This is a genomic window from Desulfatitalea alkaliphila (genome assembly GCF_022968795.1).
Classification (GTDB): Bacteria; Desulfobacterota; Desulfobacteria; order Desulfobacterales; family Desulfosarcinaceae; genus Desulfatitalea; species Desulfatitalea alkaliphila.
In genome coordinates, this window is sequence record NZ_JALJRB010000082.1 from 1 (window position 1) to 868 (window position 868).

Annotated in this window: 1 pseudogene; it reads left to right on the top strand. The window is 47.9% G+C overall.

The window, feature by feature from the left end:
* Positions 1-76 precede the first annotated feature (76 nt).
* Positions 77-868: pseudogene (locus MRX98_RS21805) on the top strand (IS66 family transposase); the annotation flags it as partial.

Sequence of the window (868 nt, forward strand, 5' to 3'; positions counted from 1 at the left end):
GTAACTTCTCAATAAATTCTGGTAGCACACAAAAATCGCTGGACAATTCGATGGGGTCATAGTATGCCTATTGAGTATGAAACCTCACATTTTGATGCCACAAATTCCAGAAGAGCAGCAGACCCCGATTGTGCGGCAGCTGTTGGACATCATCGATCAGCAAGCCCGGATCATCGATCAGATGGCTACCCAAATCCAACTGCTCAAGGACGAAATCGCCCGGTTGCAAAATCGGCCACCCCGGCCCAAAATTCAGCCCAGCCGTCTTGAAGCAAAGCGTTCCAAGAAAAAGAAGGGATCAAAGGGAAAAAGAGCCGGATCTGCCAAAAGGCCTAAAACCGCACAACTTGAGATCCGCGACACCAAGCCCATAGAGCCCGAGTGCATACCACCCGGTTCGACCTTCAGATACTATAATACTTGGGTGGTGCAAGATCTGAAACTGCAACCGTACAATATCCGCTATAGACTCAAGGTGTATGAAACACCTGATGGCGCTTACGTATCGGGCAAGTTGCCGGCGAATTTGAACAACAGCCATTTCGGCCCTGAATTGATCCGTTTTGTGTTGTACCAATACTATCATTGCCATGTCACCCAACCACTGCTGCTTGAGCAACTGCATGAAATAGGCATTGATATTTCCGCTGGTCATCTCAACAGGCTTCTGATTGAAGAAAAGGATCGTTTCCACTTGGAAAAGGATCAGATTCTTGCCACCGGCCTTGAGGTGTCCAGCTACATCAATGTCGATGACACCGGCGCGCGTCATATGGGCCGCAACGGTTACTGCACGCATATCGGCAATGAACAGTTTTCCTATTTTGAAAGCACGCAAAGCAAAAGCCGCATCAATTTTTTAAAACTG